General features: G+C 59.5%; 28 protein-coding genes and 1 other RNA gene. 26 read left to right on the forward strand and 3 right to left on the reverse strand.

The annotated features are described in order from the left end of the window. Nucleotides 1-19: 19 nt before the first annotated feature. Nucleotides 20-1,006, reverse strand: coding sequence for a glycosyltransferase family 2 protein (locus tag AC1RNA_RS08970; protein WP_492950877.1), 987 nt, complete (start codon nucleotides 1,004-1,006; stop codon nucleotides 20-22). A 362-nt stretch (nucleotides 1,007-1,368) separates the two neighbouring features. On the opposite strand from AC1RNA_RS08970, the gene AC1RNA_RS08975 reads away from it, so the two are divergent. From AC1RNA_RS08975 to AC1RNA_RS09025, 11 genes are all read left to right on the forward strand, one after another. After that, the gene (locus tag AC1RNA_RS08975; protein WP_492950878.1) at nucleotides 1,369-1,608 is read left to right on the forward strand and encodes a DUF7940 domain-containing protein; all 240 of its coding nucleotides are present in this window, start codon (nucleotides 1,369-1,371) and stop codon (nucleotides 1,606-1,608) included. Next, nucleotides 1,605-2,144 (forward strand): glycoside hydrolase family protein, encoded by a 540-nt coding sequence (locus tag AC1RNA_RS08980; RefSeq protein WP_492950879.1) that lies wholly within the window; start codon nucleotides 1,605-1,607, stop codon nucleotides 2,142-2,144. The genes AC1RNA_RS08975 and AC1RNA_RS08980 overlap by 4 nt, the downstream gene beginning before the upstream one ends. A gap of 123 nt (nucleotides 2,145-2,267) precedes the next feature. After that, the gene (locus tag AC1RNA_RS08985) at nucleotides 2,268-2,654 is read left to right on the forward strand and encodes a hypothetical protein (protein WP_492950880.1); all 387 of its coding nucleotides are present in this window, start codon (nucleotides 2,268-2,270) and stop codon (nucleotides 2,652-2,654) included. A gap of 319 nt (nucleotides 2,655-2,973) precedes the next feature. After that, the gene (locus AC1RNA_RS08990; RefSeq protein WP_492950881.1) at nucleotides 2,974-3,276 is read left to right on the forward strand and encodes a hypothetical protein; all 303 of its coding nucleotides are present in this window, start codon (nucleotides 2,974-2,976) and stop codon (nucleotides 3,274-3,276) included. A gap of 116 nt (nucleotides 3,277-3,392) precedes the next feature. Next, nucleotides 3,393-3,716 carry a septal ring lytic transglycosylase RlpA family protein gene (locus tag AC1RNA_RS08995; RefSeq protein ID WP_492951200.1) on the forward strand — a complete coding sequence of 108 codons (324 nt, stop codon included), beginning with the start codon at nucleotides 3,393-3,395 and terminating at the stop codon, nucleotides 3,714-3,716. Nucleotides 3,717-3,801: 85 nt separating this feature from the next. Then, nucleotides 3,802-5,061: a hypothetical protein gene (locus AC1RNA_RS09000; RefSeq protein WP_492950882.1), complete on the forward strand. Its 1,260-nt coding sequence runs from the start codon at nucleotides 3,802-3,804 to the stop codon at nucleotides 5,059-5,061. Further along, a complete protein-coding gene (locus tag AC1RNA_RS09005) occupies nucleotides 5,061-5,360 on the forward strand; it encodes a hypothetical protein (protein WP_492950883.1) in 300 nt (99 codons plus the stop codon). The genes AC1RNA_RS09000 and AC1RNA_RS09005 overlap by 1 nt, the downstream gene beginning before the upstream one ends. 285 nt (nucleotides 5,361-5,645) lie before the next feature. Then, the gene (locus tag AC1RNA_RS09010; protein WP_492950884.1) at nucleotides 5,646-6,011 is read left to right on the forward strand and encodes a hypothetical protein; all 366 of its coding nucleotides are present in this window, start codon (nucleotides 5,646-5,648) and stop codon (nucleotides 6,009-6,011) included. An 11-nt stretch (nucleotides 6,012-6,022) separates the two neighbouring features. Continuing rightward, complete coding sequence (locus tag AC1RNA_RS09015; RefSeq protein WP_492950885.1) at nucleotides 6,023-6,208, forward strand: hypothetical protein; 186 nt, start codon at nucleotides 6,023-6,025, stop codon at nucleotides 6,206-6,208. A 196-nt stretch (nucleotides 6,209-6,404) separates the two neighbouring features. Then, nucleotides 6,405-6,692, forward strand: coding sequence for a hypothetical protein (locus AC1RNA_RS09020; RefSeq protein ID WP_492950886.1), 288 nt, complete (start codon nucleotides 6,405-6,407; stop codon nucleotides 6,690-6,692). A gap of 5 nt (nucleotides 6,693-6,697) precedes the next feature. Next, nucleotides 6,698-7,366, forward strand: coding sequence for a hypothetical protein (locus AC1RNA_RS09025; RefSeq protein WP_492950887.1), 669 nt, complete (start codon nucleotides 6,698-6,700; stop codon nucleotides 7,364-7,366). 1,660 nt (nucleotides 7,367-9,026) lie between these two features. Here the strand turns inward: AC1RNA_RS09025 and ssrA are convergent. Next, nucleotides 9,027-9,379: a transfer-messenger RNA gene (ssrA, locus tag AC1RNA_RS09030) on the reverse strand. Nucleotides 9,380-9,565: 186 nt separating this feature from the next. Between ssrA and AC1RNA_RS09035 the strand changes: the two genes are divergently transcribed. The 8 genes from AC1RNA_RS09035 (at nucleotide 9,566) to AC1RNA_RS09070 (ending at nucleotide 16,195) form a co-directional block, all read left to right on the forward strand. Next, entirely contained in the window at nucleotides 9,566-10,165 is a 600-nt protein-coding gene (locus tag AC1RNA_RS09035) for a chromate transporter (RefSeq protein ID WP_492950888.1), read from the forward strand. Beyond that, nucleotides 10,162-10,695 (forward strand): chromate transporter, encoded by a 534-nt coding sequence (locus AC1RNA_RS09040; RefSeq protein WP_492950889.1) that lies wholly within the window; start codon nucleotides 10,162-10,164, stop codon nucleotides 10,693-10,695. Before AC1RNA_RS09035 ends, AC1RNA_RS09040 begins: the two co-directional genes overlap by 4 nt. A 121-nt stretch (nucleotides 10,696-10,816) precedes the next feature. Then, entirely contained in the window at nucleotides 10,817-11,611 is a 795-nt protein-coding gene (locus AC1RNA_RS09045; RefSeq protein WP_009337089.1) for a thymidylate synthase, read from the forward strand. Beyond that, nucleotides 11,608-12,138: a dihydrofolate reductase gene (locus AC1RNA_RS09050; RefSeq protein WP_492950890.1), complete on the forward strand. Its 531-nt coding sequence runs from the start codon at nucleotides 11,608-11,610 to the stop codon at nucleotides 12,136-12,138. Before AC1RNA_RS09045 ends, AC1RNA_RS09050 begins: the two co-directional genes overlap by 4 nt. 138 nt (nucleotides 12,139-12,276) lie before the next feature. Beyond that, nucleotides 12,277-13,419 carry an FtsH protease activity modulator HflK gene (gene hflK, locus AC1RNA_RS09055; RefSeq protein WP_009337087.1) on the forward strand — a complete coding sequence of 381 codons (1,143 nt, stop codon included), beginning with the start codon at nucleotides 12,277-12,279 and terminating at the stop codon, nucleotides 13,417-13,419. Further along, on the forward strand, nucleotides 13,416-14,324 hold the full coding sequence (gene hflC, locus AC1RNA_RS09060; RefSeq protein WP_009337086.1) for a protease modulator HflC: 909 nt from the start codon (nucleotides 13,416-13,418) through the stop codon (nucleotides 14,322-14,324). Before hflK ends, hflC begins: the two co-directional genes overlap by 4 nt. Nucleotides 14,325-14,383: 59 nt before the next feature. Then, nucleotides 14,384-14,575, forward strand: coding sequence for a DUF2065 domain-containing protein (locus tag AC1RNA_RS09065; protein ID WP_009337085.1), 192 nt, complete (start codon nucleotides 14,384-14,386; stop codon nucleotides 14,573-14,575). Between the two features lie 111 nt (nucleotides 14,576-14,686). Next, complete coding sequence (locus AC1RNA_RS09070; RefSeq protein WP_009337084.1) at nucleotides 14,687-16,195, forward strand: DegQ family serine endoprotease; 1,509 nt, start codon at nucleotides 14,687-14,689, stop codon at nucleotides 16,193-16,195. A gap of 102 nt (nucleotides 16,196-16,297) precedes the next feature. On the opposite strand, the gene serB is transcribed toward AC1RNA_RS09070, so the two are convergent. Further along, nucleotides 16,298-17,191 (reverse strand): phosphoserine phosphatase SerB, encoded by an 894-nt coding sequence (gene serB, locus AC1RNA_RS09075; protein WP_009337083.1) that lies wholly within the window; start codon nucleotides 17,189-17,191, stop codon nucleotides 16,298-16,300. Between the two features lie 101 nt (nucleotides 17,192-17,292). Here serB and AC1RNA_RS09080 point away from each other — a divergent pair, with 101 nt between their 5' ends. From AC1RNA_RS09080 to AC1RNA_RS09110, 7 genes are all read left to right on the forward strand, one after another. Continuing rightward, the gene (locus AC1RNA_RS09080; RefSeq protein ID WP_492950891.1) at nucleotides 17,293-18,102 is read left to right on the forward strand and encodes a tetratricopeptide repeat protein; all 810 of its coding nucleotides are present in this window, start codon (nucleotides 17,293-17,295) and stop codon (nucleotides 18,100-18,102) included. Nucleotides 18,103-18,120: 18 nt separating this feature from the next. Next, complete coding sequence (miaA, locus tag AC1RNA_RS09085; RefSeq protein ID WP_492950892.1) at nucleotides 18,121-19,053, forward strand: tRNA (adenosine(37)-N6)-dimethylallyltransferase MiaA; 933 nt, start codon at nucleotides 18,121-18,123, stop codon at nucleotides 19,051-19,053. A 297-nt stretch (nucleotides 19,054-19,350) separates the two neighbouring features. Next, nucleotides 19,351-21,129 carry an acetolactate synthase 3 large subunit gene (locus AC1RNA_RS09090; RefSeq protein WP_009337081.1) on the forward strand — a complete coding sequence of 593 codons (1,779 nt, stop codon included), beginning with the start codon at nucleotides 19,351-19,353 and terminating at the stop codon, nucleotides 21,127-21,129. Between the two features lie 20 nt (nucleotides 21,130-21,149). Beyond that, a complete protein-coding gene (gene ilvN, locus AC1RNA_RS09095; protein WP_492950893.1) occupies nucleotides 21,150-21,707 on the forward strand; it encodes an acetolactate synthase small subunit in 558 nt (185 codons plus the stop codon). 132 nt (nucleotides 21,708-21,839) lie between these two features. After that, nucleotides 21,840-22,859 (forward strand): ketol-acid reductoisomerase, encoded by a 1,020-nt coding sequence (gene ilvC, locus AC1RNA_RS09100; protein WP_009337079.1) that lies wholly within the window; start codon nucleotides 21,840-21,842, stop codon nucleotides 22,857-22,859. Between the two features lie 105 nt (nucleotides 22,860-22,964). Continuing rightward, nucleotides 22,965-23,531, forward strand: coding sequence for a YbhB/YbcL family Raf kinase inhibitor-like protein (locus tag AC1RNA_RS09105; protein WP_492950894.1), 567 nt, complete (start codon nucleotides 22,965-22,967; stop codon nucleotides 23,529-23,531). A gap of 96 nt (nucleotides 23,532-23,627) precedes the next feature. After that, nucleotides 23,628-24,677: a polyphosphate kinase 2 family protein gene (locus AC1RNA_RS09110; RefSeq protein WP_492950895.1), complete on the forward strand. Its 1,050-nt coding sequence runs from the start codon at nucleotides 23,628-23,630 to the stop codon at nucleotides 24,675-24,677. The last annotated feature ends 353 nt before the right edge of the window (nucleotides 24,678-25,030 follow it).

Genomic DNA, 25,030 nt, shown 5'->3' on the forward strand with positions numbered 1-25,030 from the left:
ATGAACGCATCTAAATGTATCAGCATGGGTGGTTAAGTCTATTATTTTTCCTGCTGGTACCTTGCTCTAAATAATCAGATGCATAGAACGCTAAATAGCGCCACAGCACTTTAAATCTTAGCAATCGCCTTATCGGTAGGTGCATTTCTCGACTGAACTTCATGCTTTGTCGAAAAGCAAAATCGAGAGTGTCCTTATCATTTCTTTTTATTGCAGATTTCATGTCTCCTGATGCTGATCTGGCAAAACGATGAGCAACAATCGCTCGTTCTGACTTAGACGCGTCAACCAATATGCTGTCCGAAATCTTGTCAAAGTAGAGTTCTCTAGAGACCATCATCTTGCGCGAATAAGAAGTGGATGATGGATTATCGCGCCAGGCATAAAGCGCTTCATCAACATACTCCGATCGGTATCTGGCCAGAAACATTCTGATAAATAGGTCGTCGTCCTCATATCCTTTAAATCGCTCATCGAAGCCGCCGACTTCTAGAAAAGCCTCTCTGCTGACGAGTGAAGAACTTGGCAGGATCATCATGTCCCGTTCGAGACAATCCATCAATGATCGTTTCGGGTGCTGTTGATGCTTAAGCCTGTTTATGCACCTAGGCGCAATCATGTCACCGTTATCTGCTACGCGATCAGGGTTGGAGTAGACGTAAGCTAGCCGCCCATCGTCATTCTCAATGAATAGCTTTTCCAAGGTTGATATATGGTGGGAGTACCAATAATCATCTTGGTCGAGGAAGGCGATTAAATCGCAGTTTGTGTTGGCAATGCCCATGTTCCTCGCAGACCCTTGTCCGCCATTGGGCTTCCGCAGAATCCTAAGCCTACTGTCGAGGTGGAGCATTGCCTCAACGATCTGAGCGCCATCGTCATTTGATCCATCGTCAACAATGATGATGTCGTCTACGGCGCGGTCTTGAGCAAATACGCTGTCTATGGCCTGCTTGATGTACTGCGCTCCGTTATACAACGGAATCACGCAAGCGATTGTTGGCATTTAGCCATCCCAAGTCGCCCGGATGGTGCCGGGAGTTTGATCATCAGCGACTTGGGTAGCTGACCCCACTGCTTAACCTGAACACGCACCATCAGTGCGCATCCCTTCAAGAGGTCTATCCGTGGGACTCCCGGCATAAGAGGCCGGCTGCTCCCCAAGTCACCGACATGGCTCGTTGATCAAGACGAAACCATGCAACCTGAATTTAGCTGCTCTTTTAGCTGCGCGGCAAGCCTCATCACCCAAAAATCATGACAAATCCAATGCCCAACGCAGCGCCAGAAGCGCCTGCGTCATTGGTTAACGCTACGGCTCATAGCCCGGCGTACAGCACAAAACCTCAATAATTCTAAGGACTAGACGTGTCATTGCTAAAATGGCTGCGCGCACGCGTGCGCTTTATCCCTAACGCATGGGCCGAGGCCAAGCGTCTTTGGTCTATGCGGGTGGCCCTGTTCTGGACGGCAATGGGTACAGTTGCCGCGCTGTGGCTTGGTCTGGCCGGCAGCATTCCGGCGCCAATCTTTTTCGGCGTTGGCTTTCTGGTGATTTTCTCGTTCGGCGTTGCGCGCCTGCTTAAACAGCCCGGCACCGAACAATGACGGTGCGCACCCCAACTAAAAAAGGCGTAGTCATCTCTGCCGCGCTCATGGCCAGCATTGTGGCCGCAGTCGTGCCGGTCACCACGACGTGGGAAGGTATGGACAAGGTTGCGCGCCGCGACGCGATCGGCACCGGCCATCCCGTAACGTACTGCTACGGACAGACTGACGAGTTCGGCGACGTTCGCGTGGGCCAGCGGTTTACGAAGGTTGAGTGCGACCTCGCCATCCAAAAGAGCCTGCCGAAATACATCAACGGTGTCGCCAAGTGCGCAACCCGCATCTTCCCGGTGAAGGTATGGGCTGCACTCGTTGATGCCGCGTACAACGCTGGAATTGCCGCGGTGTGCCGTTCTCCAATGATGGTTCGCATGAACGAAGGCGACTACACCGCAGGCTGCAATGCGTTTGCTGGCTGGTACATCCGTTCAGACGGCCAGGTTCGTAAGGGCTTGATCGCGCGCCGTAGCGGACTGCACGGCGACCCTCGCACGTCAGAGCGGGCCTTGTGCCTTGAGGGCGTTCGCGAAGGCTAGCGCATTGCATAGGCGCCCCGCGCCACCTCGTCAGTGGAGGCGCGTCATGTTGCTTGGACCGTTCGGCGTGGCTGCGGTCATCGTAATTCTTATCCTTGTCATTTCATTATGGGGGCCGCGCTGATGTGGTTTCTTTCTTATTTAGGCGCGAACTTCGCACTCATCATAGTCGTGGTTCTGCTGGTGATTGCGCTTGGTGCAATCGCCTGGTTTGCAAAGAATTGGAAGGTGGCAGTAGCAGCCATCCTCTTGGTGTGCGCCGGCCTTGGTTATCAGCAAATCGACAAGAACGCCTATCAAAGGCGCGTATCGGAAGAGGCGGCGCAACAGGTCAAGGTGCTCCAAGACAGGCTGACGACGCTACAGGACGTTAGCAAGGCCGACGCAGAACGCGCCTTGGCAGCGAACGCAATCATTACAGAACTGAAAAGGACGGCCAGTATGACGCCTGCAAACGATGGGCCGTGTCTTGACGCGGGCGCGGCGGCTCGAGTGGGGGATATTAAGTGAACAATAAAGCGTGGCGCACGTACTGCGCCGTTACCAGCCACCCACTTACTGTTAGGTTAGGGCTGGCTGCCAGCATCGGCCTATTCGCGCTCGCCTTGGCGGGTTGCCAGCAGTCAACGACGCAAGGCGAATTGCCCACGGTGCCCGCCGATATTCAGGCTTGCTTCCGTGGCGGCCCTGTTGGCGTTCCTCAGAAGGCGCTCACGGTCGCGGAGGTTGAATCACTCTGGAAGCAGGACCGAGTCAAACAAGTCGTCCTGCGTCAATGCGGACAGCGGTTCCTTGCTTGGTACGGCGACCTCCAAAAGAGGTGGCGCTGATGGGTTGGGAATTTCCAGTCGGAGCCGCAGTGGCCTTGTTGTTGGCAATCGGCGGCTGGGTGTGGCGATTGTCTAGCCGCCTTACCAAGCAGGACGGCAAGATCGAAGCCGCCGCAATCCTAGCCTCTAACGCTTCCGCAAAGGCCGCCACTGTAGGGCAGGATCTCAATGCCCATAAAGAACACGTAGCCGCCGAATACGTGAGCCGTGACGCCATGAGGGAGGTTACCGAGGCAATCAACCGTTTAGGGGATCGCCTCGACAACCTCTTTCTCCACTTCATGCCGAAGCCCCCCGGCTAAAGCACCCACACAAAACTTTTTTTCGGCTGGCGCGGGAGAATCCGTTTGCCAGCCGTATTTGTCTTTGTGTTTCCGCAAAAGAGGTGCCTGTTTTGCTGAATAAAGCCTTTTATTTCATGTGCTTGTCTGCGTTTCTGACGCTTTCTGCGCCTGTTTACGCCCACACCTGTGTCGCGTCGCACTATGGCGTTGGGGATGGTTACGGCGGGCGCAGGACGGCTTCTGGCGAGCGCATGAACCCGCGCGCCATGACAGCGGCGCACCGGACGCTGCATTTCGGGACGCGCCTGCGGGTGTGCCACAGCGGGTGTGTGGTGGTTCGCGTCAACGATCGCGGCCCATGGGTGCGTGGGCGCTGCCTAGACCTTTCATACGGCGCAGCGCGAGCAATTGGCTTGGGCGGTACGGGCCGCGTGACGTTCGAGCGGGCCGATGATTGACCCATACACCGCAGTCAACACGATAGGAGCGATCATGCTTGTTTTGCTTGCCGTGTATTTCCTTTTCCCAAAATGGCGGTGATGAATGCCTACGCCTGAAATATCCGACGAGGTTTTGCGCGCGACTGTATCGACATACGAGGCGTGTGAGCGCGACCAGACGCGTGTGGCGTCCCTGCTTGGCTTGGCTCGCAGTACGGTGCAGAACCGGCTGAAAAGGGCGGCAGAACGCGGGTTGATGGGGCCTGAAGAAACCAAGCCGGGGTACGTCCTGAAGTCTATTGCTAGTAAGGCTGCTGACGGCAGTTGGACGAAGCAGGTTAAAGAGCACGGCGAGGAATTTAAGGTGCCAGATGGGCACCGGGTTACGGGCGTATCGGCGCTTGTAGACGCTGAAGGCAGGGTTATCCAGTCGTGGCAAAAGACTAGGGAAGAGCATACAGCACTTGATGTCGCCGACATTCTTGCGAAGCGGTTTGAAAACTACCAGCCGTCCGCAGTCGTATCGAAGTCTCCATCCGTCACGGATACCGACCTTCTGACGTTGGTTCCCTGCAATGATTGGCATGTCGGAATGTTCGCATGGGAGCGCGAGACAAACACTAACTGGGATCTGAAAATTGCAGAGCGCGCAATTGGTGATGGCATCGAAGATGCGATCGAACGATCGCCGGCCAGTGGAACGGCCATCGTGTTGGGTGGAGGTGATCTAACACACGCCGACAACAACAGAAACCAGACTTCAAGATCGGCCAATCAACTCGACGTCGACGGGCGGCACCAGAAGATCGTGGAGGCCGCGGGAAATCTCATGGTGCGCACGGTTGATGCGGCGCTACGCAGGAACAGGCGCGTCATCGTTCGCAATCTAAAGGGCAACCACGACGAGGAAACCGCGCCAGCAATCGCGTGGTTTCTTAGGGCCTGGTATCGCAACGAACCACGGGTTGAGGTCGATCTAGACCAGTCTTTGTTTTTCTATCATCGCTTTGGAAGCGTACTTATCGCAGCGACGCACGGGCATGAAGCGAAATTGAAGGACATGCCCCAGATCATGGCGCACCGACGTGCGGAAGATTGGGGCGCAACACGGTTCAGGTATGCCCACGGATTCCATATTCACCACCAATCTAAATTCGCGACTGAGGGCGGGGGCGTTGTGATGGAGTCGCATCAGGCGCCAATTCCACAAGACGCTTGGCATTTCGGCTCAGGTTTTCTTTCGGGGCGATCATTGCAGACGATTACATATCATCGCAATTACGGCGAGGTTAGCCGTGTGCGTGTTGCGATGTTGGATGCGCCAGTTGCAGCGAACGATAATGAAGTGCGGAGGGCGGCGTGATGCGATGCGACCAGTGCAAACATTGGGCTGACGCGAGCAAAGAATGGGAGGCGGGCGCTGTCGGCTTCCGCAAGTGTCTTGCCGTCAAGGAGCGTTGGAATATCCAAGATTCGGCTTCGGAAGGACTCGAATGGGATTCCGAGGATGAGAGTGATTATATCAAGCGCAGGCGAGCGGCATTGGCAAACTCACGCGCCTATGTGCAGGACGGCAGTGAATACCGGGCCGATCTGTTTACTGCGCCTGACTTTTTCTGCGCGCTGTTTTCCGCTGCTCCCACGCCAGTAGGTGCAGCGTGATTCCAATTGCATTCCCGGAAGCAAACGTAAATTATCTCCCGCCGCATAACTGGACTAACGAATTTCCGGGCGAGGTACCCGTACTCCGCGCCGACGACACCTGCACCTCGCGCTGGCTACTGAGCAAAGACGAACTTGGCGCACTCAACATGGGTGGCTGCATTGAATTGACAGTCGTTGGTGGGCAGCCCGCGGTGAGGTTGGAGGTGGTGTGATGCCAGCTTGGTTTGTGTTGCTTTTGTCAGCAGGTGCTATCGCTCTTTTGGTAAGGATTTGGCTTGCGCCATGACCCACCTTCCGCTCACGCCAGAAACGGTTGCGGCGGCGTATGATTACTTGCTGACTTGTCCGCCGTTTAACAAATGGAACTTGCCTGATAGCGAGGACGTCAAGTTCAACATTGCGCGGTCGCCTCGTGAGTTTGCCTATTACAAGTGGGATGGGAAACAACACACGATAACTGTCTCCGCCGGCAGGGTAGGACACACCTCGACGCTACTGCAGACGATGGCACATGAGGCCATACACTTGCATCTTGAAGAGTCTGGAATTGAAAGCCGTGGAGATTCCAACACGCACAATGCGGCATTTAGAAAATATGCGGCGCAGGCGTGCAAAGTTCACGGATGGGATTTGAAGGCGTTTTATTGAGGGTGGTGGATATGGCAAGCGAATATGTAGATAGCGAAACTGCTGATGCCGTGTGGAGCGTTATTGCTGCAGAGTTGAATGATCGCGGGTGCTTTAACGGCATCGATGATGAGACTATGGACGAACTTGATGCGGCCTGCATTCGACTAGTTCACGCTGCGTTGTCATCCGCTACGCAAGTTGCGGAGGCTGCGTGATGGCGCGAACACGGGCTTGGAATAGATGGCTAACGTGCAAGCGCGCGTTAGGGTGGCTGCAATTGGCTACAGGCAGTATCGGAGACTGGTATTGGACCACGAGCGAGGACTACGCCGAATTACGACGACGTGGGTTCGTTGACTCCAGTGGTTGCGTCACAGACCGCGGGCGGAGAGCTGCGATGTCGAGGCCAGCATGACCTACCACAATCCCGGCGGTCTAGTCGTCTTTGTCGACGACACCACCCTCGGCATGCTCGGCTACGGCGACGAAGTGTATCCAAAGCTGGGCGAGACCTACACCGTGCGCGATGTTGTGATTGACCACTTCGGAGTGGAGGGCTTGTTGTTGAAGGAGATCCGCAACGACCGCCTGCCTTACCGGGTTGGCGCGGAGATTGTGGACTTTGAGAAGCCGTTTGCGTCATGGCGGTTTAGGCCGCTGGTCGGTGGCGAGAAGAAGAAACAGATGGAGACGGTGTGAGACACATGGTTGGGAAAATTGATTTTGGGTCAGCAAGGGCGTCAGTCAATCGAGAGATAAAGCCATTACGCGAGGCTATTGAAGGCGGGGCCATCTCCGAAATCGCCTCACGCATTGCTACCGCGCAGCGCAGCAATGATTGTGCCGTGCCAGGATTGGAGGAGAGTGGGGTTGAGACGTCTGGATATACTGTGCATGTGAAGGACTCCCACATCACAGCAGTAATGCCCCCATCCGAATGGTCGCCAACGGAAGGGAAGCCAGTTAGCACAACTATTGGTCAGCCAGAGGCGACAAATAGTGAGCAGGCAACTGTGGCCTGGGACTCTGACGTTATCCCCGCCACGTTCGGTTCAGCACCAGCCAACGACAACTACACCACCCTCCGCACCATCCTAGACGCCGCGTTTGCACATGCCGCGACCGGCAAGGGCAAGGAGCGTCACGCGCGGGACTTGCCTTTTGACAAGCAGCCGATGCTTGAGACGACGCGCCTTGTAGGCCCCGGCTTTCCGCTTGGGCAGGCCATCAAGAAGACCGGCGAGGCGGCCGGTATGATTGAGCGCGTGGAATACGCTGCGGCCGAAGCTGAGTGCCTTGGGGCGATCAATTACCTGGCTGGGGCGGTGGTGTGGATGAGGGAGCAAGCACTGGGAAGGAAGGTGGCGGCATGATGGGGCCGATGGCCGTTACAGCGGCGAATTACTGCGTCGAACATGCGCTGGAGCAGAGATGCATAGACTTCGCGCACAGAACCGACTTGTTGAACGCGGTATTACCGTGGGTTGTTGCGCTAGAAGTGCTGGCTTGTGTTTGCATTGTCTGCGCTCAACGATGGCGCTAGTCGTCAATCACTCACGCCGCGTAGCGGCACAGCAATAAGAAAAAGAGGATAGCGCGATGGGTATGAACATATGCGTACAAACTATCCATGGAGCAGGACACCCGGGATGGGATTACGTCCGTTATGCTGGAGACAGAGAGTTTGTTTCCAGGTCAGTAAATCTACCCCGCATTGAGCATTGTGACTTATTCCGGCCGGTTGATTTATCTGCGTGGAAGAAGTTGGCCGTGGAAATAGAGACTGAATCCGAAAATGAAGGAAGGCTGACCGGCCTTCTCAATTTGCTCGAATCCGAGCCAGACTATTGGGTCAGCATTTCGTATTGAACTAGCGCCCCGCATCCACGCCAGTGGATGCGGCTGATTAATCGCGCAAATGCGAGGTACGCGGCCAACACCAGCATTCCGCGCGGTGTGCCATGCGATTCATTCTCCTGGTTGTCGTTATTGCGATTGCTTCAGTCTGGGCCACGGCGAACAGGCCAGAGCGCCCGCCTCAGTATAAAGTCCAGTTCTGCCATGTGCCGGCGCAAGGATGGTTCCTGCCGTGCAGCATGGTCGATCGGTATGAGTGGGTGTGATGTCTAGATCAAGAAAGCGCACGCCAATACACGGCATTACCTGCGCTGAAAGCGACAAGCCATTTAAGCGCATTGAGCACCGCCGCGAAAGGCGTGCGCGAATTCTCGAAGAGGAATTGCCGCCGAAAGCGTTCGGCAAGCCTTGGAAGTCCGATAAGGACGGCAAGGCTTATTGGTCGCGCCGTGATTATAGAGCGTTCATGAAATAAGCCGCCTCGTTAGTGGCGGCTGCGTGTTCGGGTAACGCGGCCCAGTAATGGTGTCCGTTCTGGGTGGTGACTCCGATTGGACCATCCGACTTTCTGGCGGCGACTTTCGGATTGGCCGCCAGCCCCGATGTTTCTTGCTGAAGCCAGAGTCACTCGCTGGCCGGGGTAGCGATAGCAAGACGCCAACAATTCGCTAGGCGTGCCTCGTTAGTCAAATCGAGTTGCCGGTTGATGCCCGGCCAGCAAGACAGAACGGCCCCTATTGCGAAAAGCAATAGGGGCCGTTTTTCTATCTACCCGCCTCCCTCGCAGGCTTATTAAAATCAATCACGTCAGACCAGTTGGCTCGCAGATCCACGTAGCCAACGTGTCCGCACGCGGTGCAGCGCATATGGGCGCTGATGTCCGACCAATCCCAGTCTGGCAGATCAGCTATACGCACGACAGCGTTATGGCCGCACTTCCGTTGGCCTTCCGACCACTGGCAGTAGACGATGATGGTCTTTACCGCGGTGCGCCTATCGGGCTTGCCCGTCCAATAGCGGAGCCATGAGGCTGGCTTCTTGCGCCATGGTTTGTGGGTGGCGGGGCGGTGCATTTGGTAACGCCATGGTAACGGATAGGCTCGATGTTCTTTATCCGTTCACGCCAAACTACAATAAATTCCTTTGTGTTTTCAACGGTACGGGTAATGAAACAGAAGTGGAGGCTTCTGTTGCCAGGTGCCTCCGAACCCCGCCTGACGGGGCTTAATCCATCAGGACTTTAAGTCGGTATTTCAAACTGCGTTACGCAGCCTGAGCAACCGGAGCATAGTTGTCGTTTGCAACTATTGAGAAGCCCGATAACGGCGGAACAATACCGGGAAAAAACACGCCCTTTACGCCCTCGTCGATCCTGTTTCGCCCCCGCCGAAATCCCGCCTTGCGGAACTTTGGTGGAGGCGCCGGGTGCTGCCCCCGGGTCCGAATGGTTTATTGCGACGGCCATTTATTTCCATAGCCGGCGAACCGGCACGCTTAATATAGGCGGCAATGGTTGCCGAAAATAGCCCCTGCGACAGGCATTCTTAAAAGAGGCTTTCAGGAGGCGCGGGCCTTATCCCGGTCCGGGTAAGATCGTGCGCCCGCGAAAAGTTGAATGGAGAGAGCGTCACGTCGCCGGAAAAGATTTGGCCGGGCGATACGACACATCTAAACGATGTCCCGACGCCATCTTCTTCACGATCTGAACCGAACCCATGGACCAGCCTACGCCGCCTTCCGATATGGCTGCCCGCGATCTCGCCTCCGAGCCGCCGGGATTGCTTGAACTGTTTTTCGCCTTCTCGAAAATGTCGCTGGCCGGTTTTGGCGGCGTGCTGGTGTGGGCCCGCCGCGCCATCGTCGAGCAGCACCGCTGGATGACGCCGGACGAATTCAACGAAGCCTTCGCGCTGTGCCACCTGCTGCCGGGGGCCAACATCGTCAACCTGTCGATTGTCTTCGGCGGCCGGTTTCGCGGTGCCGCCGGAAGCGTCGCGGCGTTTCTCGGGCTGCTGCTGCCGCCGACGTTGATCGTCACGACGCTCGGTATCCTTTATTCTCATTTCGGCGACCTGCCGGGATTGCAGCGGACGCTGACAGGAATCGCCTGTGCGGCTGTCGGCCTGTTTCTGGCCGTCATCATCCGCATGATGGGACCGCTCCTGACGCGGAAAAATCCGGTCGAAATCGGATTGATGGTCGCCGTGTTCGCTGCGGTCGGGCTTGGGCGGATGCCGCTTGCCGTCGTTCTGCTGATCGCGTTGCCGTTCAGTATTATCGTGACCTATTTCTGGCGCAGGCGTGCGACCGCATGAATCAGGGGCTCGGCACATATCTCAATCTGTTGTGGACGTTCGGCCTGATGTCGCTGCTCGCGGTCGGCGGCGCGAACGCGACGATTCCCGAAATGCATCGTGTCGCCGTCGATGTGAACCATTGGCTGACGGATGCGCAGTTCGCCGACATGTTCGCCATTGCCCAGTTTTCGCCCGGACCGAATGTGCTGATTGTCACGCTGATCGGCTATCAGGTTGCGGGGCTTGCCGGGGCAGCCGTGACGACGTTCGCGATGTGCGGCCCGGCGGGCGTGCTGGCCTATTTCGTGGCGAATTTCTTCCACCGCTCGAGCCATTCGTTCTGGCCCTCTATCATTCAGGCGTCTTTCGTGCCGGTCTCGATCGGCTTGATGGCGGCGGGCGGCTATGTGCTGGCGGTCACGGTCGACACGTCGCTGGCTGCCACGCTTGTGACTTTCGCTACGGCGCTGGTCGCGGTGGGAACCCGGATCAATCCGCTCTGGCCGCTCGCGGTGGCGGGAATTCTGGGGTTTGCCGGGTTTGTCTGATCCCGCAAGGGCTTTCGGGCGCGGGCGGCGGTGCCTACTTTTGATGGGACAACGCGGGAAAGCGGTTGTTGATTCGGCCCCGGATGTGGTCCGTTCCGCTTAAGCGACATAGATTACGGCCATGCATCAGTATCACGACCTGCTTGAGCGGATTTTGAGCGACGGCGCACAGAAGGGCGACCGCACCGGCACGGGTACGCTGTCGGTGTTCGGTCATCAGATGCGCTTCAACCTCGCCGCCGGTTTTCCGATGACGACGACCAAAAAGCTGCCGTTCAAGGCGATTGTCCACGAACTGCTGTGGTTTCTCGCCGGCGACACCAACGTGCGCTATCTGCAGAATAATGGGGTCACCATCTGGGACGAGTGGGCGGACGCCAATGGGGATCTTGGTCCGGTCTACGGCAAGCAGTGGCGCTCCTGGCAGGCGCCGGATGGCCGCAGCATCGACCAGATCGCGAACCTGATCCGCATGATCCGCACCACGCCGGATTCGCGGCGGCTGATCGTCAGCGCATGGAATCCGGCCGATGTCGATCACATGGCGCTGCCGCCATGCCATTGCCTGTTCCAGTTCTACGTCGCGAACGGCAAACTCTCGTGCCAGCTCTATCAGCGTTCGGCCGACGTGTTTCTCGGCGTGCCGTTCAACATCGCGTCCTATGCGCTGCTGACGATGATGATCGCACAGGTGACGGATCTTGCGCCGGGCGATTTCATCCACACGCTCGGCGACGCACATCTGTATTCCAACCATCTGGAGCAGGCGCGCCTGCAACTGACGCGGCGGCCGCGCGCGCTGCCGGCCGTGCACATCAATCCGGCGGTGAAGGATATCTTCGGGTTCCGTTACGAGGACTTCAAACTCGAGAACTACGATCCGCATCCGCACATCAAGGCCGAGGTCGCGGTGTGACCGCACTTGGAGCCGCTCCTGACATCGTTTTCATCGTCGCCGTTGCCGACAACGGCGTGATCGGTCGCGACAACACGATGCCCTGGCACCTGCGCTCGGACCTGCAGCGGTTCAAGCGACTGACCCTGAACAAGCCGGTCATCATGGGCCGCAAGACATTCCTTTCGATCGGCAAGCCGCTGCCGAAGCGCACCAACATCGTGGTCACGCGCGATGCCGGTTTTCGCGCGGCGGGCGCGGTGGTGGCGCCGTCGCTTGAGGCGGCTTACGACATCGCGCTTGGCGATATCCTGCGGCGCGGTGCCTCGGAAATCATGGTGATCGGCGGTGCGGAGATTTTCCGGCAATGGATGCCGCGCGCCACCCGTCTCGAGATCACGCATGTCCACGCCGAGCCGGACGGAGACACGTTCCTTCGGTTCGAGATGGCGGAATGGCAGGATGTGGCGCGCAGCCGGCCTGCGCGCGGGCCTGAGGACAGTGCCGATTTTTCCTATGCGACATATGCTCGCGCGGCTGCTCATTAACCCCGCTTGTCAATGTTTGCATTGACAATTTCCGCACGCGGATTAGCTGCTAGAGACTGCGCAGGGCCGCGTTGTACCGCGGCCCTGCGTCTCTTATAAACCGGTCGCAGCCGCGAGACGGCGCGAAGGAGCTTGCTGATGGCCTGGAAGAATCAAGGCGGAAGTCCATGGGGTCCCGGTCCGAAGGGGCCCTGGGGCTCGGGTCCGCAATCACAAGGGCCCAAGCCGTCCGATCTTGAAGATCTCCTGCGCCGTGGTCAGGACCGGATTCAGCAATTGCTGCCGGGCGGCCATATGAGCGGCATGGGCATCGCACTCATTGTCATTGCGGGCATTGCGATCTGGCTGTTGTCCGGTTTCTTCCGCGTGCAGCCGGACGAACTCGGTGCGGTGCTGCGCTTCGGAAAGCATGTGCGCACGGTGCAGCCCGGCCTGAACTATCATCTGCCGTACCCGATCGAGACCGTGCTGCTGCCCAAGGCGCTGCGCGTTTCCACGCTCAATATCGGCATGACGGTCAGCGACGACAGTGGACGCCGAGGTCGCGTCGTGCGCGACGTACCGGAAGAAAGCCTGATGCTGACCGGCGACGAGAACATCGTCGACGTCGACTTCACGGTGCTGTGGCGCATCGCGCCGGACGGCGTCGGCAAATTCCTGTTCAATATCCAGAACCCGGAAGGCACGGTGAAGGCGGTGGCCGAGAGCGCGATGCGCGAAGTCATCGGCCGCTCCGATATCCAGCCGATCCTCACCGGCGCGCGCAACACCATTGAAAGCGCGGTCCATCAATTGATGCAGAAGACGCTCGACAGCTACGGCGCCGGCATTATGGTCCAGCAGGTCCAGATGCAGAAGGTCGATCCGCCGCAGCAGGTGATCGACTCGTTCCGCGACGTGCAGGCGGCGCGCGCCGACCTTGAGCGTCTGCAGAACGAAGCGCAGACCTACGCCAATCGCGTTGTCCCGGATGCGCGCGGCCGTGCCGCCCAGGTGCTGCAGCAGGCGCAGGGCTACAAGGAGCAGACGGTGGCCGAGGCCAAGGGTCAGGCCGCGCGATTCCTCAGCGTTTATGACGAATACAAGAAGGCGCCCGAAGTGACACGGCAACGCATCTATCTCGAAACCATGGAGCATGTGCTCGGACCGGCGGACAAGGTCATTCTCGATCCGGGTTCCTCCGGGCAGGGCGTAGTGCCGTATCTGCCGCTCAACGAATTGGGCCGTAAGACAACTGCCGCGCCCGCCGCACCGGCCTCGCAGAGCGGAGCAAGCCGATGAAAAGCGGGCTGTCAGGCGTCGTCGCCCTCGTCGTTCTGTTGTTGCTGATTATCGTCGGCTACAGCTCGATTTTCACCGTCCGGCAGACCGAACAGGCGCTGGTGGTTCGGCTCGGCGCCCCGGTGGGCGCCCCGATCACCGATCCGGGCCTGCACTTCAAAGCGCCGTTCATCGACACGGTCATCAGCATCGACAACCGGATTCTCGACCTGGAGAATCCGTCGCAGGAAATCATCGCCTCCGACCAGAAGCGTCTGGTGGTGGATGCTTTCGCACGCTACCGCATCAAGGATGCTCTGCGCTTCTATCAGAGCGTCGGCAGCATTTCGGCCGCCAACCTCCAGTTGACCGCGCTGCTGAACGCGGCGCTGCGCCGTGTACTCGGCGAGGTCACGTTCATTCAGGTGGTGCGTGACGAGCGTGAGGTGCTGATGGGCCGCATCCGCGACCAGCTCGACAAGCAGGCGGGCGCCTACGGCATCGAAGTCGTCGACGTGCGCATCCGTCGCGCGGACCTGCCGGATCAGAACAGTCAGGCCGTGTACCAGCGCATGCAGACCGAGCGTCAGCGCGAGGCCGCCGAATTCCGCGCCCAGGGCGGACAGAAGGCGCAGGAGATCAAGTCCAAGGCCGACCGCGAGGCGACCGTGATCGTCGCCGATGCCAATTCGCAGGCGGACAAGATCCGCGGTGAGGGCGACGGTGAGCGCAACCGGATTTTCGCGGAAGCCTATTCCCAGGATCCGCAGTTCTTCGCGTTCTACCGGGCGATGGCCGCTTACGAGACCAGCCTGAAGAACAACGACACCCGTTTCGTGCTGAAGCCGGATTCGGAGTTCTTCCGGTTCTTCAACTCGGTCAATGGGACGCCCTTGAAGGCGGTGGCTCCGGCGGCGCCAAGATAAACGCAATTTATCTCGTCAACGGGATTTCCCTTTGCTCGGGTCTCTGGTGAAATCCTGTCATGAAAGAGCTGTTGATTGGTTTTGGTGTCCTCTGCGTTATCGAAGGCGTGACCTTCGCGGCGTTCCCTCAGGCGATGCGCCGCGCGATGGAGGCGGCCCTCGAGCATTCCGAGAACCTGCTGCGCATAACGGGACTTTCGGTCGCAGTGGCGGGACTGCTGTTGATCTGGTTCATACGCTACGGCATGTGAGCCGGGCGCCGGTATTTCCGCCTTATTCGCCGCGTTGATACGCTTGCGGATCAAGGAGGCCGGGCGCAGTCTCGGCTCTAACGACATTTTCCGTTCCGGGAGAAGTTTTCGATGTTCCACGCCCCTGTGCGATTGAGCCGCCTGCTTCCGCTTGCCGTCGCGGGTGGTTTTCTCATGATGGCGGCGAGCGCCCCTCAGCCTGCGTTCGCGCGGGGTCCTGACAGCATTGCAGACGTCGCGGAGAAGGTGATCGACGCCGTGGTGAATATCTCCACGTCGCAGACCGTCAACGGCCGGGACGAGAAGGGCGAGGAAGCGACACCCCAGAAGGAGGGCCGCAACAAGGCCAATCCGAAACTGCCGCCGGATTCTCCCTTCAACGAATTCTTCGACGATTTCTTCAAGAACCGTCGCGCCGACAGGGGCCAGCATAAGGTCAATTCGCTCGGCTCCGGCTTCATCATCGACGCCAGCGGCATTGTCGTGACCAACAACCATGTCATCGCGGATGCCGACGAGATCAATGTCATTCTCAATGACGGCACCAAGATCAAGGCGGAGCTTGTCGGTCGCGACAAGAAAAGCGACCTCGCCGTGCTGAAATTCCAGCCGCCGGAGAAGAAGCTGACGGCGGTGAAGTTCGGCAATTCCGATAAGCTGCGGCTCGGCGAATGGGTGATCGCCATCGGCAACCCGTTCAGCTTAGGGGGTACGGTGACGGCGGGTATCGTCTCGGCGCGTAACCGTGACATCAACTCTGGGCCTTACGATAACTACATCCAGACCGACGCCGCCATCAATCGCGGCAATTCGGGTGGTCCGCTGTTCAACCTCGATGGCGAAGTGATCGGCGTGAACACTGCGATCATCTCGCCGTCGGGCGGCTCGATCGGTATCGGCTTCGCGGTGCCCTCGAACACCGTGGTCGGCATCGTCAACCAGTTGCGGCAGTACAAGGAAGTGCGGCGCGGCTGGCTCGGCGTGCGCATCCAGCAGGTCACCGACGAGATCGCCGATAGCCTCGGCGTCAAGCCGCCGCGCGGCGCGCTGGTTGCGGGCGTCGACGACAAGGGGCCTGCCAAGCCTGCGGGCATCGAGGCCGGCGATGTCATCACATCCTTCGACGGCAAGACGATCCGCGAGATGAAGGATCTTCCGCGCGCGGTGGCCGATACGCCGGTCGGCAAGACCGTCGATGTCGTGCTGATCCGCAAGGGCAAGGAAGAAACACATAAAGTGACGCTTGGCCGTCTCGACGATGGCGACAAGCCGGTCGAGGCTTCGCTGAAGACGCCAGCGCCGGAGCCGGACAAGACGGTGACGCAGAAGGCGCTCGGGCTCGATCTTGCGGCGATCTCCAAGGACCTGCGCACGCGCTATAAGATCAAGGATAAGGTCAAGGGCGTGGTCATTGTCGGCGTCGACCGCAATTCGGATGCGGCCGAGCGGCGGCTTTCTGCGGGCGATGTGATTGTCGAGGTCGCGCAGGAAGCGGTGAATTCGCCCGCCGACGTCAAGAAGCGCATTGACCAGCTCAAGAAGGACGGCAAGAAGTCGATCCTGCTTCTGGTGTCGAACACCGAAGGCGAACTGCGCTTCGTGGCAATCGCGGTAAATTAAGGCGTTCAATATAAAAAGCGTCGTCCCCGCATAGGCGGGGACCCGTATTTTTGTGTCAGCTTTATTTGAAGGGCTGGGTTTCCGCCTTCGCGGGAACGACAACTATTCGGTTACAAACTCACTGCGCTTGTAACCCTGCGCGTAGAGCAGCGCGGTGAGATCGCCATGATCAATCCGCGCGGCCGCTGCCGCCGCGACCGCAGGCTTGGCGTGATAGGCGACGCCGAGGCCCGCTTTTTCGATCATCGCGAGATCGTTGGCGCCGTCGCCGATGACGAGCGTGTCGATATCGTCCTGTTCAAATGTTTCCAAGAGATCGACCAGCGTGGCGAGTTTCGCCGCGCGGCCGAGAATCGGCTCCTGTACGCGGCCCGCGAGCTTGCCATCTTCGACAATGAGGGTGTTGGCGCGGTTTTCCTGAAAGCCGATCGCAGCAGCGACGCGCTCGCTGAACAGCGTGAAGCCGCCCGAGACGAGACAGGTGTGTGCGCCGTTCGCGCGCATGGTTTTCACGAGCGCGGGGCCGCCCGGCGTCAGCGTGATGTGCTTGGTGAACACCTCGTCGACGATGCTCACCGGCAGACCCTTGAGCAGCGCGACGCGCTCGCGCAATGCGGGCTCGAATTCGATCTCGCCGCGCATCGCGCGTTCGGTGATCGCCGCAACGTGGTCTTTCAGGTTTGCGAATGCCGCGAGTTCGTCGATGCATTCCTGACCGATCATGGTGGAGTCCATGTCGGCGAGCAGCAGCTTCTTGCGGCGTGCGATGCGCGGCTGCACGACGATGTCGACCGGAATTCTCTGCAACGCGTCGCGCAGCCGGTCGGCGATGGCGTGCGGCGGCTCTTCGCTCGCGAACGGGATGTCGGCGGCGATCCCGGCGTCGAGCCATTCGGCGAGCGAGGATGATGGCAATATCGCGCGCGCGGCCTCGAGGACCGTGCTATCGAGCGATGGCTGCGCGGGGTTGCAGATCAGAGTGGCGACGAGGGACATGGGACGCTTCTAGTGAGGAATGTGGGAATGTCTTATCATTGCAGCGATTGGATTCACCAGTCCTCAATGTTCGCTCCCTAGGGATGCCGACGGAGGTCGGCATGCGACGCTTTTTTATTGCGATTGTGAGCCTGGTGGCTGTCGTTGTTGCGGCGGGTGCCGCGATTATCGTGTTCCCGCAGGTTACAGAGAAGATCATTGCCTGGACATGCGATGATCAGAAACCGAGCGATCGTTGCCTGCTGCGGATGAGAGCGATGGGCCACGTGTGGTCCCAAAAGGGAAATTTTGCTCGCGCTGAGTTCTGGTACGCCAAAACGGCATCATACGGCGATGCTGAGGCGTTTTTTCATCTCGGCTGGGTGCTGGAGAAAAGAGCACTCGAAGAAAGTGCGGAGGCGTTCAGGCAAGCGCACGACACTGATAGCGCCGATCCCGATTATAGCTATTCGAGAGAGCTGGTAGGGCAGGCTAGGCAAGCCTATCAAACGGCGGCCGATGCCGGGTTCGCGCCTGCCATGAACAATCTTGGAGAGTTGCTGGGACAGCAGCACGTGGCCGATCCAGCAAATCCGATGGCCGATGAAGACCGTTTCAACTGGATTTTGCGCGCGGCAAATGCGGGCAATCCGGTTGCGGCGATCAACGTTGCGCTCTCTTTCAAAACGGGGCGCGGTGTGGAAGCCAGTGAAGAAGAGGCCGCGCGGTGGTCGCGATGGACGCCGGGTAAAGGCGATCCGCGAGATGTTTTGTCGCCGACGCTCGAACGGACAACCCTGTTTAACGGCCCCATTGCTCCAGAGTATGCCGTTCGCATCCGGCATGCGGCCGAAGCGAACGAGCCGTTCGCTGCTGGGTTTCGGTCATTGCAACCCGATGCGCGAGTCCCTACCTTTGCCGGCGTTCATTAACGCGCGCGGATATTTGCATTGCAGGCAGTCTTAATCGCAGGGCCGACCGCCAGCGGCAAGTCGGCGTTGGCGCTCGATTTGGCCGAGGCCGCACACGGTACCGTCATCAATACGGATTCGATGCAGGTCTATCGCGACCTGCGGGTGCTCACGGCGCGGCCCACGGTGGACGAGGAGGCGCGTGTTCCGCACCGGCTCTATGGCCATGTCGATGCTGCGGTGAATTATTCGGCGGGCGCGTGGGTCAATGACGCGGCGGCGGTTTTGGCGGAGACGCAGGCGAATGGAAGGCTGCCGATTTTCATCGGCGGCACCGGCCTTTACTTCAAGGCGCTGACACGGGGGCTCTCCAACGTGCCGCCGGTGCCGGATGCCGTTCGTGAAGCGATCCGCCAACGGCTCGAACAGAATGGTCCCGAAGCCCTGCACGAGGAACTCGGAAAGCGTGATCCGGAGGCGGCGGGACGGCTGAAGCCGCGCGATCGTGTCCGCATCGCCCGCGCGCTGGAAGTGGTGGAGGCCACCGGTCGGCCGCTGGCGGAATGGCATGCGCATGGCCTGCCGCCGCTGTTGCCGCCACAGGGCGTGGTGGCGCTGTTTCTCGCGCCGGATCGCAAGGTGGTCTACGAACAAATCGACCGCCGCTTTGAATCGATGATGGATCGCGGCGCGCTGGAGGAGGCGCGGGCGCTCGGCAGCCGCGGACTCGATCCGCTGTTGCCCGCGATGAAGGCGCATGGCGTGCCGGCGCTGATCCGCCATCTCGCGGGCGAGCTGTCGCGGGAGGAGGCCATCGCCATCGGCCAGATCGACACCCGCCACTATGCCAAGCGCCAGTTCACCTGGTTCAGGCATCAGTTGCCGGAGTTCGAGTGGGTCGCGCCCGATGCCGCGCGGGCGTGGCTGGAGGCCAGGCTGGGGCTTTCGATCAGCAGGACCGTTTCCGTTTGAAAGGCTCCCATGCGCTTTTCGGCGTTCTGCCGCCGTCGGATTGGCGGCTATAGTGCGCTGCGAGGCAGCCTTGACATCTCTCCGGAGAGGTCTATAAGGCGCGCAACCTTTGGAAATAGAAATCGACTTATGCGCAATAAAATTACAAGCTTGCTTATTGTCGTAGTCGTACCTGGGCGCATCGCCGGGGGGAGCTGACGCGACCCAAGACAGGCGGTGTGCACAGGGTCCTCTCGGGGGCCTTTTTTATTACCTGCGTGATCCAAGACGGCGCCATGAGGCGCAGCGGAGCGAAAGATGAGCGAGACGAAGAAAACTGAATCCCGGCAGATGACCGGCGCGGCGATGGTCGTGCAGGCGCTGAAGGATCACAGCATTCAGCACATTTTCGGTTATCCGGGCGGTGCGGTGCTGCCGATCTATGACGAGATTTTCCAGCAGGACGCCGTCCAGCACATCCTCGTTCGCCACGAGCAAGGCGCGGGCCATGCGGCCGAAGGCTATGCGCGCTCCACCGGCAAGCCGGGCGTGGCGCTTGTCACGTCGGGGCCGGGCGCGACCAACATGGTGACGGCGCTGACCGACGCGCTGATGGATTCGATCCCGCTGGTCTGCATCACCGGGCAGGTGCCGACGCACCTGATCGGCAATGATGCGTTCCAGGAGTGCGACACGGTCGGCATCACGCGGCCCTGCACCAAGCACAACTGGCTGGTGCGCGACGTCAACGATCTCGCCAAAATCCTGCACGAGGCATTCTATGTCGCGACCACGGGCCGCCCCGGTCCGGTCGTCGTCGACATTCCGAAGGACGTGCAGTTCGCGACCGGCACCTATCATCCGCCGCGCAAGAACGATGTCCATGTGTCCTATACGCCGCGGGTGAAGGGCGATGCCGCACAGATCCGCAAGGCGGTGGCGCTGCTGGCCTCCGCCAAGCGGCCGGTGATCTATTCCGGCGGCGGTGTCATCAACTCCGGCCTTGAAGCGACGCGCCTGCTGCGCGAACTGGTCGGCACGACCAATTTCCCGATCACCTCGACGCTGATGGGTCTCGGCGCGTATCCCGCATCGGGCAAGAACTGGCTCGGCATGCTCGGCATGCACGGCACTTACGAAGCCAACATGGCGATGCACGATTGCGACGTCATGCTGTGCGTCGGCGCGCGCTTCGACGACCGCGTCACCGGGCGGCCGGATGCGTTCTCGCCGAACTCGAAGAAGATTCACATCGACATCGACCCGTCGTCGATCAACAAAAACATCCGCGTCGATGTGCCGATCATCGGCGACGTCGCCAATGTGCTGGCGGACTTGCTGGAAGGCCTCAAGGCCGAGAGCAAGCGGCCTGATCTGAAGCCGTGGTGGGCGCAGATCGCAAAGTGGCGCGCGCGCAATTCACTGGCGTTCAAGAAGAGCGACGATGTGATCCTGCCGCAATACGCGATCCAGCGCCTGTTCGAGGCGACCAAGAACCGCGACACCTACATCACCACGGAGGTCGGCCAGCATCAGATGTGGGCCGCGCAGTTCTACGGCTTCGAGCAGCCCAACCGCTGGATGACGTCCGGCGGCCTCGGCACCATGGGTTACGGCTTCCCGTCCGCCATCGGCGTTCAGGTCGCGCATCCGAAGAGCCTCGTCATCGACATCGCGGGCGATGCTTCGATCCAGATGATGCTGCAGGAGTTGTCGACGGCGGTTCAGTTCGATCTGCCGGTGAAGATTTTCATCCTCAACAACCAGTACATGGGCATGGTGCGCCAGTGGCAGCAGCTGCTGCACGGCAACCGCCTGTCGCATTCCTATTCCGAAGCCTTGCCTGATTTCGTCAAGCTTGCGGAAGCCTATGGCGGTGTCGGCATGCAGGTGGTGAAGCCCGGCGATCTCGACGGCGCGATCGAGGAGATGATCAAGGTTCGGAAGCCGGTGATCTTCGATTGCCGCGTCGCGGCGCTAGAAAACTGCTTCCCGATGATTCCGTCGGGTAAGGCGCATAACGAAATGCTTCTGCCCGCGGAAGCCAACGATGAAACGACTGCGGCGGCCTTCGCCGGCGGCAAGGCTCTGGTTTAAACGGCACTGGTGTAATGGCGATGGACAAGCAGACGAACGAACAGCCCGCTTCCGCCTACTTCATGGAAGAGCGGCACGATCCCAACGAAACGCATACGCTCTCCGTGCTGGTGCAGAACGAGCCGGGCGTGCTGGCGCGCGTGATCGGCCTGTTCTCGGGACGCGGTTACAACATCGAAAGCCTGACGGTGTCGGAAACCGAGCAGCACAAGCACATGTCGCGCATCACCATCGTCACCACCGGCACGCCGATGGTGATCCAGCAGATCAAGCACCAGCTTGACCGGATGATCCCGGTCTTTCGCGTCGTGGACATGACGCTGACCGGCCGCTCCATCGAGCGCGAACTGGCGATGGTCAAGGTGAAGGGCACGGGCGATGCCCGCGTCGAGGCGCTGCGGCTCGCGGATGCGTTTCGGGCCCGCGTGATCGACGCCACCACCGAGAGTTTCGTGTTCGAAATTACCGGCGCGAGCGAAAAGATCAGCCAGTTCGTGGCGTTGATGGCGCCGCTCGGCCTCGTCGAGGTGGCGCGCACGGGCGTGGCCGCCATCGCCCGCGGTCCGGACGGCATGTGAGGGCCCGCTCCGCGCTAAAACCCGATTTTACTTCCCATCAAAATGCATTAGACAACCCGGGAATTTCGAGGGCCGTCCGGTCCTGAAGGGCCCGTTTCGGGCCTGAAGCCCCACATCCACAAGGAAAGCACCATGCGAGTTTATTACGATCGCGACGCCGATTTGAACCTCATCAAGGGCAAGAAGGTCTGCATCATCGGCTACGGCAGCCAGGGCCATGCCCACGCGCTGAACCTGAAGGATTCCGGCGTCAAGGACGTCGCGATCGCGCTGCGCAAGGGCTCGGCCTCTGCGAAGAAGGCGGAAGGCGCCGGCTTCAAGGTGATGGACGTTGCCGAAGCCGCGAAGTGGGCCGACGTCATGATGATGCTGACGCCCGACGAACTGCAGGCCGACATCTACCGCGAGCATCTGCACGACAACATGAAGAAGGGCGCGGCGCTCCTGTTCGCCCACGGCCTCAACGTCCACTTCAACCTGATCGAGCCGCGCGAAGATCTCGATGTGCTGATGGTGGCGCCGAAGGGTCCCGGCCACACCGTGCGCGGCGAATATCAGCGCGGCGGCGGCGTGCCGTGCCTGATCGCGATCCACAAGGACTCCTCGGGCAACGCTCACGACCTCGGCCTGTCCTATGCCTCCGCCATCGGCGGCGGCCGTGCAGGCATCATCGAGACGTCGTTCCGCGAAGAAACCGAGACCGACCTGTTCGGTGAGCAGGCCGTGCTCTGCGGCGGTACCGTCGAACTGATCCGCGCCGGCTTCGAGACGCTGGTGGAAGCCGGCTACGCGCCGGAGATGGCGTATTTCGAATGCCTGCACGAGCTGAAGCTGATCGTCGACCTGATCTATGAAGGCGGCATCGCCAACATGAACTACTCGATCTCGAATACCGCCGAATATGGCGAGTACCGGTCGGGTCCGCGCGTCATCACTCCCGAGACCAAGAAGGAGATGAAGCGCATTCTCGATGACATTCAGTCCGGCCGCTTCGCGCGCGACTGGATGCTCGAGAACAAGGTCAACCAGCCTTCGTTCAAGGCGACCCGCGCGCACAACAACGCGCACCAGATCGAGGAAGTCGGCGCGCGCCTGCGCGACATGATGCCATGGATCAAGAAGGGCGCTCTGGTCGACAAGGCCAAGAACTAAGAGCCTCAAGTTTATTCCATAAATTCAATGTGAGCGCGCGGTGGCTTGATCGGCTGCCGCGCGTTTCGCATTTTTCCTCCCGACATAAAAATAGGGAGGTTGGACATGACTGGTTTCAGGTTCGCCGGATCTTGCGCGGTGGCAGGCGTGCTGCTTCTGGGCGCGACGGTCGCATCGTTTGCCGATCCTCTGGTTCTGACGTCGTCGAATTTCACGGACGGCGGAAAGCTGCCGGTGAAACATGCCGGTGCCCTCAAGACGAACCCGAATTGCGTCGGCGAAAACGTGTCGCCGGCTCTCGCGTGGAACGATCCACCGGAAGGCACAAAGAGTTTCGCTTTTGTGGTCTATGATCCCGACGGCGGCAGAGGACTTGGCGTCTATCATTGGGTCGCCTACGGCATCGCGCCTGATCGCCGCAGTTTCGCGGAAGGCGAAGTCGGTCAGCCATCGGACAAGTTTGTCGGCGGCAAGAATACGGCGGGGTTGAATTTCTATCTTGGCCCATGCCCGCCTGCGAACACCGGGCTGCATCATTACAATTTCAGCCTGATTGCGACCGACCTTGAGCCGAACGCTCTTGAGCCTGGACTCACGCGCGACGAACTGGTGGCGAAGCTCAAAGGCCATACCAAGGGTGTCGGCACCATCGTCGCGTTGTTTAGCCGCTAGCGCGCGCATATCCGGCGCTGCTCGCATGGCAGGAAAGCAGCGCTGGCGAACCCATCCGCGGTCCTGTAGCGTTGACCCGCGTGAAGGGAGAGTGCGATGGCTAAGAAGAACGGCAAAGCGTCCCGCGGCGGGGTCAATCTCTCACGTTATGTCGATCCGTTCAGGGTCGATGGTTCGCGTGAATTTCATTTAAAATTTCACAAGACTGACGAAAAGGGCGGACTCGACAAGGACACGGCCAAGGATCTGCTCGATGCGAGCCGCCTGAGGCTTCGCGCGTTGCAGGAGACGCTGTACGCACATGACCGCTGGTCTCTGCTTTTGATCTTTCAGGGCATGGATGCGGCCGGAAAAGACAGTGCCATCGAACATGTGATGTCGGGCGTCAATCCGCAGGGCTGTCAGGTGTTTTCCTTCAAGCAGCCGTCCACGAAGGAACTCGATCACGACTTCATGTGGCGAAGCATGATCGCGCTGCCGGAGCGCGGGCGCATCGGCATCTTCAACCGTTCCTACTATGAGGAAATGCTCGTCGTCCGCGTTCATCCCGAGATTCTGGCGCAGGAGAAAATTCCGCAACGTCTCGTCACCAAAAACGTCTGGCAGGAACGGTTCGAGGACGTGTCCAATATCGAGCGTTATCTCACGCGCAACGGCACGGTGGTCCTGAAGTTCTTCCTTCACGTCTCGAAGGAGGAACAGCGCAAGCGCTTTCTGGAACGTCTCGATGAGCCTTCAAAGAACTGGAAGTTCTCACTGGCTGACGTCAAGGAACGGGCCTTGTGGGACCGGTATTACGCCGCCTATCAGGAGGTCCTGCGTCACACCTCCTCATCCTATGCGCCGTGGTATGTGGTGCCGGCGGACCACAAATGGTTCTCGCGCCTCGTCATCAGTTCCACGATCGTCTCGACGCTCGAAAAGCTCGGCCTGTCTTATCCGACCAAGTCGGAAGCCTCGCCGTCGGAATTGAAGAAGGCGCAGGTTGCGCTGGAAAAGGAAGGGCCGCCACGCCGCAAGACCGTTTCCACGAAGCGAACTGCCAAGGCCGTAGCAAAGGTTGTCCCGAGGCCGCCCTTGCCGAAGGAGATCGCCGACACCGTGGGTGGCGCCAAGCCAGCGGCATCAAATGGACAGCGTTCCTGACGTTTATTTGGCGTTGCGGTAGCGGTCAAATCGTCTAAAACAAACAGCGGATGGCGGTTTCAACCAAGCCTCAACGGTTTGGGCGGATGATGTTGCCACCGGAAGCAATCAAGGCGATCGATGTCGAGCGGAATGACCTATGCAGCACAGGGAAGGGCGGTTTTGGCCGCCGGTTTCACCGTGCGCCCGGCTGCCGCTCTGAAGGTCCGCGCCTCGCTTCTTGGCGGGCTCCTGCTTCTTATCCGCCCCTGAGGGCCGTCTGGGCATGCAGCCTGGGCACTCAGGGGACCGTGAAGAAGCCTCGAACCCCCAATTGCGCCTGTCCGGTTTGACCAGAACGGCGCCCCTGACCA

This window comes from Afipia sp. GW821-FHT14H12, from assembly GCF_058803465.1.

What these genes read in the sequence shown, in the direction of transcription:
- AC1RNA_RS08970 (WP_492950877.1), bottom strand. Translation starts at nt 1,006, where the DNA reads ATGCCAACAATCGCTTGCGTGATTCCGTTGTATAACGGAGCGCAGTAC.
- AC1RNA_RS08980 (WP_492950879.1), top strand. Translation starts at nt 1,605, where the DNA reads ATGACGGTGCGCACCCCAACTAAAAAAGGCGTAGTCATCTCTGCCGCG.
- AC1RNA_RS08985 (WP_492950880.1), top strand. Translation starts at nt 2,268, where the DNA reads ATGTGGTTTCTTTCTTATTTAGGCGCGAACTTCGCACTCATCATAGTC.
- AC1RNA_RS08990 (WP_492950881.1), top strand. Translation starts at nt 2,974, where the DNA reads ATGGGTTGGGAATTTCCAGTCGGAGCCGCAGTGGCCTTGTTGTTGGCA.
- AC1RNA_RS08995 (WP_492951200.1), top strand. Translation starts at nt 3,393, where the DNA reads ATGTGCTTGTCTGCGTTTCTGACGCTTTCTGCGCCTGTTTACGCCCAC.
- AC1RNA_RS09000 (WP_492950882.1), top strand. Translation starts at nt 3,802, where the DNA reads ATGCCTACGCCTGAAATATCCGACGAGGTTTTGCGCGCGACTGTATCG.
- AC1RNA_RS09005 (WP_492950883.1), top strand. Translation starts at nt 5,061, where the DNA reads ATGCGATGCGACCAGTGCAAACATTGGGCTGACGCGAGCAAAGAATGG.
- AC1RNA_RS09010 (WP_492950884.1), top strand. Translation starts at nt 5,646, where the DNA reads ATGACCCACCTTCCGCTCACGCCAGAAACGGTTGCGGCGGCGTATGAT.
- AC1RNA_RS09015 (WP_492950885.1), top strand. Translation starts at nt 6,023, where the DNA reads ATGGCAAGCGAATATGTAGATAGCGAAACTGCTGATGCCGTGTGGAGC.
- AC1RNA_RS09020 (WP_492950886.1), top strand. Translation starts at nt 6,405, where the DNA reads ATGACCTACCACAATCCCGGCGGTCTAGTCGTCTTTGTCGACGACACC.
- AC1RNA_RS09025 (WP_492950887.1), top strand. Translation starts at nt 6,698, where the DNA reads ATGGTTGGGAAAATTGATTTTGGGTCAGCAAGGGCGTCAGTCAATCGA.
- AC1RNA_RS09035 (WP_492950888.1), top strand. Translation starts at nt 9,566, where the DNA reads ATGGACCAGCCTACGCCGCCTTCCGATATGGCTGCCCGCGATCTCGCC.
- AC1RNA_RS09040 (WP_492950889.1), top strand. Translation starts at nt 10,162, where the DNA reads ATGAATCAGGGGCTCGGCACATATCTCAATCTGTTGTGGACGTTCGGC.
- AC1RNA_RS09045 (WP_009337089.1), top strand. Translation starts at nt 10,817, where the DNA reads ATGCATCAGTATCACGACCTGCTTGAGCGGATTTTGAGCGACGGCGCA.
- hflK (WP_009337087.1), top strand. Translation starts at nt 12,277, where the DNA reads ATGGCCTGGAAGAATCAAGGCGGAAGTCCATGGGGTCCCGGTCCGAAG.
- hflC (WP_009337086.1), top strand. Translation starts at nt 13,416, where the DNA reads ATGAAAAGCGGGCTGTCAGGCGTCGTCGCCCTCGTCGTTCTGTTGTTG.
- AC1RNA_RS09065 (WP_009337085.1), top strand. Translation starts at nt 14,384, where the DNA reads ATGAAAGAGCTGTTGATTGGTTTTGGTGTCCTCTGCGTTATCGAAGGC.
- AC1RNA_RS09070 (WP_009337084.1), top strand. Translation starts at nt 14,687, where the DNA reads ATGTTCCACGCCCCTGTGCGATTGAGCCGCCTGCTTCCGCTTGCCGTC.
- serB (WP_009337083.1), bottom strand. Translation starts at nt 17,191, where the DNA reads ATGTCCCTCGTCGCCACTCTGATCTGCAACCCCGCGCAGCCATCGCTC.
- AC1RNA_RS09080 (WP_492950891.1), top strand. Translation starts at nt 17,293, where the DNA reads ATGCGACGCTTTTTTATTGCGATTGTGAGCCTGGTGGCTGTCGTTGTT.
- AC1RNA_RS09090 (WP_009337081.1), top strand. Translation starts at nt 19,351, where the DNA reads ATGAGCGAGACGAAGAAAACTGAATCCCGGCAGATGACCGGCGCGGCG.
- ilvN (WP_492950893.1), top strand. Translation starts at nt 21,150, where the DNA reads ATGGACAAGCAGACGAACGAACAGCCCGCTTCCGCCTACTTCATGGAA.
- ilvC (WP_009337079.1), top strand. Translation starts at nt 21,840, where the DNA reads ATGCGAGTTTATTACGATCGCGACGCCGATTTGAACCTCATCAAGGGC.
- AC1RNA_RS09105 (WP_492950894.1), top strand. Translation starts at nt 22,965, where the DNA reads ATGACTGGTTTCAGGTTCGCCGGATCTTGCGCGGTGGCAGGCGTGCTG.
- AC1RNA_RS09110 (WP_492950895.1), top strand. Translation starts at nt 23,628, where the DNA reads ATGGCTAAGAAGAACGGCAAAGCGTCCCGCGGCGGGGTCAATCTCTCA.